The organism is Methylibium sp., assembly GCF_013817345.1.
In the GTDB taxonomy this organism is placed as follows: Bacteria; Pseudomonadota; Gammaproteobacteria; order Burkholderiales; family Burkholderiaceae_C; genus Methylibium.
Map to the genome: position 1 here is coordinate 1 of NZ_JACDCW010000186.1, position 3,511 is coordinate 3,511.

Annotated in this window: 4 protein-coding genes; 1 reads left to right on the forward strand and 3 read right to left on the reverse strand. The window is 66.5% G+C overall.

Going from position 1 to position 3,511, the window contains the following annotated elements; all coding sequences use genetic code 11:
• From H0W40_RS19655 to cysS, 3 genes are all read right to left on the reverse strand, one after another.
• Positions 1–787 (reverse strand): acetyl-CoA carboxylase carboxyltransferase subunit alpha (locus H0W40_RS19655; protein ID WP_292449586.1); only part of this gene is annotated, 787 nt, incomplete at its 3' end.
• A gap of 35 nt (positions 788–822) precedes the next feature.
• Positions 823–1,476, reverse strand: a complete 654-nt coding sequence (locus H0W40_RS19660) for a DNA-3-methyladenine glycosylase 2 family protein (protein WP_292449588.1) — start codon at positions 1,474–1,476, stop codon at positions 823–825.
• 41 nt (positions 1,477–1,517) lie between these two features.
• Positions 1,518–2,909, reverse strand: coding sequence for a cysteine--tRNA ligase (gene cysS, locus H0W40_RS19665; protein WP_292449589.1), 1,392 nt, complete (start codon positions 2,907–2,909; stop codon positions 1,518–1,520).
• Between the two features lie 196 nt (positions 2,910–3,105).
• On the opposite strand from cysS, the gene H0W40_RS19670 reads away from it, so the two are divergent.
• The coding region (locus H0W40_RS19670; protein ID WP_292449591.1) for a peptidylprolyl isomerase at positions 3,106–3,511 on the forward strand (406 nt) is incomplete at its 3' end.

Sequence of the window (3,511 nt, forward strand, 5' to 3'; positions counted from 1 at the left end):
CGATGAGCCCGAGCGCCTTCAGCCGGTGCGCGGTGATGCCCATCGCTTCGGCGGCGTCGCTGGCGCGCTCGGCGGTCTTCCACAGGATCGAGGCGCAGCCCTCCGGCGAGATCACCGAATAGACCGAGTACTGCAGCATCAGCACCTGATCGCCGACGCCGATGGCCAGCGCGCCGCCCGAGCCGCCCTCGCCGATGATGGTGGTGATGATCGGCACCTCCAGCCCGGCCATCGCGAAGATGTTGTGGCCGATCGCCTCACTCTGCCCGCGCTCCTCGGCGCCGATGCCCGGGTAGGCGCCCGGCGTGTCGACGAAGGTGAACACCGGCAAGCCGAACTTCTCCGCCAACTCCAGCAGCCGCAGCGCCTTGCGATAGCCCTCGGGGCGCGACATGCCGAAGTTGCGCGCCGCGCGCTCCTTGGTGTCACGCCCTTTCTGGTGGCCCAGCACCATGCAGGCCTGGCCGTTGAAGCGCGCCAGGCCGCCGACGATGCTCTGGTCATCGGCGAAGCTGCGGTCGCCGTGCAGTTCCTGGAATTCCGTGAAGACTTCGTTGATGTAGTCGAGCGTGTAGGGCCGCTGCGGATGGCGCGCGATCTGTGTCACCTGCCAGGGCGTCAGCTGCGCATAAACCTCCTTCGTCAGCTGCAGGCTCTTCTTGGAAAGGCGGTTGATCTCCTCGGAGATGTCGACCGCCGACTCGTTCTGCACGTAGCGCAGTTCGTCGATCTTGCTCTCGAGCTCGGCGATCGGCTGCTCGAACTCCAGGAAATGCTTCTTGCTCACTGGCACCCCTCGTTTTTTTGGCCCGAACGATTGTCTCAGGAGGCCAGCGGCAACGGGTCGAGACTGCGCCACAGATACCAGGTTGCGACCGAGCGAAACGGCGCCCACGCATCGCCGACCTCGCGCGCCTCCACCCGGGAGACCGGCTCGCCGCTGAAGTAATGCCGGCTGATTCCCTGCAACAGCCCGACGTCGTCGAGCGGCAACACGTCGGGGCGCATGAGGTGGAAGATGAGGAACATCTCGGCGGTCCAGCGGCCGATGCCGCGGATCGCCACCAGCTCCTCGATGATGGCCTCGTCGTCCATCGACACCCAGGCCTTCACGTGCACGCTGCCGGCGTCGAAGTGCCCAGCCAGGTCACGCAAGTACTCGATCTTGCGCGCCGACAGGCCGGCCAGCCGCATCGCCGCCACCTCCAGCGCCAGCACTTCTCCCGGCAACACGCGCGCCGAAGCATTGCCCGCCAGCGCGACGAAGCGCTCCCACACGGCCTGCGCCGCCTTCACCGAAATCTGCTGGCCGATGATGGAGCGCGCCAGTGTGGTGAAGGCGTCGCCGCGGCACTGCAGCCGCGCCTCGCCGAGCTGCGGGATAAGTTTTCTCATCACGCGATCGCGCTTGCCGAGGTGCTTGCAGGCCTCGTCCCAATAGTCGGGCGTGACGAGACTGGAGCCGCGGGGCGACATGCTGGTTCCGGTGAGCGCGACGGCCGAGGCGGGCGAGCCGCTCAGGCCCGGACCCAGGTCGTGCCGGAGGCCGAGTCCTTGAGCACGATGCCTTCGGTGGCCAGCGCCTCGCGGATGCTGTCGGCCTCGGCGAAGTTCCTTGCCGCCTTGGCGGCGGCGCGCGCGGCGATGCGCTCGGCGATGTGCGACTCCTCGACGCCTGAGCCCCCCTGCAGATAGTCGGCCGGCGGCAGCTGCAGCAGGCCCAGGGTGCCGCCAAGCGCGCGCAAGAGCAGGGCGGACTCCGGCGAGCGGCTGCGATTGACCTCGCCCGCCAGATCGAACAGCACCGAGGTCGCCATCGGCGTGTTGAAGTCGTCGTCCATTGCGGCCTTGAATCGAGCCGCATGCGGATCCGACCAGTCGATCGCCGTCGGTGCCGGGAGCGGTGCCACTGCTCCTAACGCGGTATAGAGCCGCCGCAGCGCATTGCGCGCGTCGTCGAGTCCGGCGTCGCTGTAATTGAACGGGCTGCGGTAGTGCACGCGCAGCATGAAAAAGCGCAGCGTCTCGCCGTCGTAGTGCTGCAGCACGTCGCGGATGGTGAAGAAATTGCCGAGCGACTTCGACATCTTCTCGTTGTCGACATTGAGAAAGCCGTTGTGCATCCAGACCTTGACGAAGCTCTCGCCGCTGCCGAGGTGGAAGGCGCCATCGCTTTGGGCGATCTCGTTTTCGTGGTGTGGGAACTGCAGGTCCATGCCGCCGCCGTGGATGTCGAAGCGCTCGCCGAGCAGCGCATGCGCCATGGCCGAGCACTCGATGTGCCAGCCGGGGCGCCCCGCGCCGAAGGGGGCGTCGTACTTCGCATCCGCCGGCTCCTCGGGTTTGGCGGCCTTCCACAGCACGAAGTCCAGCGGGTCGTCCTTGCCCTCCAGGACGGCGACCCGTTCGCCGGCGCGCAGCTGATCGATCGACTTGCCGGAAAGCCGGCCGTAGCCGGGAAACTTGCGCACCGTAAAATTGACGTCGCCAGCGGGCGCCCGGTAGGCAAGGCCGTTCGCCTCGAGCCGCTCGATCAGGCCCACCATCGCACCGACATGATCTGTCGCGCGCGGCTCGAAAGTGGGCGGCTCGATGCCGAGCGCACCGATGTCGCGGTGCATCGCGGCGGTCATCTCGTCGGTCAGCGCGCGGATGGTGACGCCGCGCTCGATCGCGCGCTTGATGATCTTGTCGTCGATGTCGGTGATGTTGCGCACATAGGTCACGCGAAGACCCGACACCTTGAGCCAGCGCTGCACCACGTCGAAGGCCATCATCATGCGCGCATGGCCGACATGGCACAGGTCGTAGATCGTCATCCCGCACACGTACATGCGCACGTGCCCCGGCTCGATCGGCTCGAACGGCTCGATGCTACGGCTCAGGGTGTTGTGGATGCGCAGGCTCATCGGGCGAAGGTCGCGGCGGCGACGCGCGGCGAGAGGCCCGCGTTCGGCAAGCGCCGCAGTATAGCGATGGCACTGCTCCCGCCAAGGCACTTGCGACACGGCGACAATCACCGCCGGTACGGGTCCTTTCGCGGCCCTCGAGACGGGAGAAAGCCGGATGGTTTCAAGACTTAGGGCCCTGCCCTGCGCGCTGCTGATGACCCTGGGAATGCACACCGGCGCACTGGCGCAAAAGGTGCGCCTGGCCACCAGTCTGGGCGATATCGTGCTGCAGCTCGATCGCGAGAAAGCGCCCAAGACGGTAGACAACTTTCTCGGCTACGTGAAGAACGGTCACTACAAGGGCACGGTCTTTCACCGCGTGATTCCCACCTTCATGATCCAGGGCGGCGGCATGGACAAGGACATGGTCGAAAAGAAGACGGCTGCGCCGATCGCCCTGGAGAACAAGGGCGGCTTGCGCAACGCCCGCGGCACGGTCGCAATGGCCCGCACGAACGAGCCCAATTCCGCGACCGCGCAGTTCTTCATCAACGTGCAGGACAACGTTTTCCTCGACCCCGCCAACGCGCGCGACGGCAACGGCTACGCGGTGTTCGGCA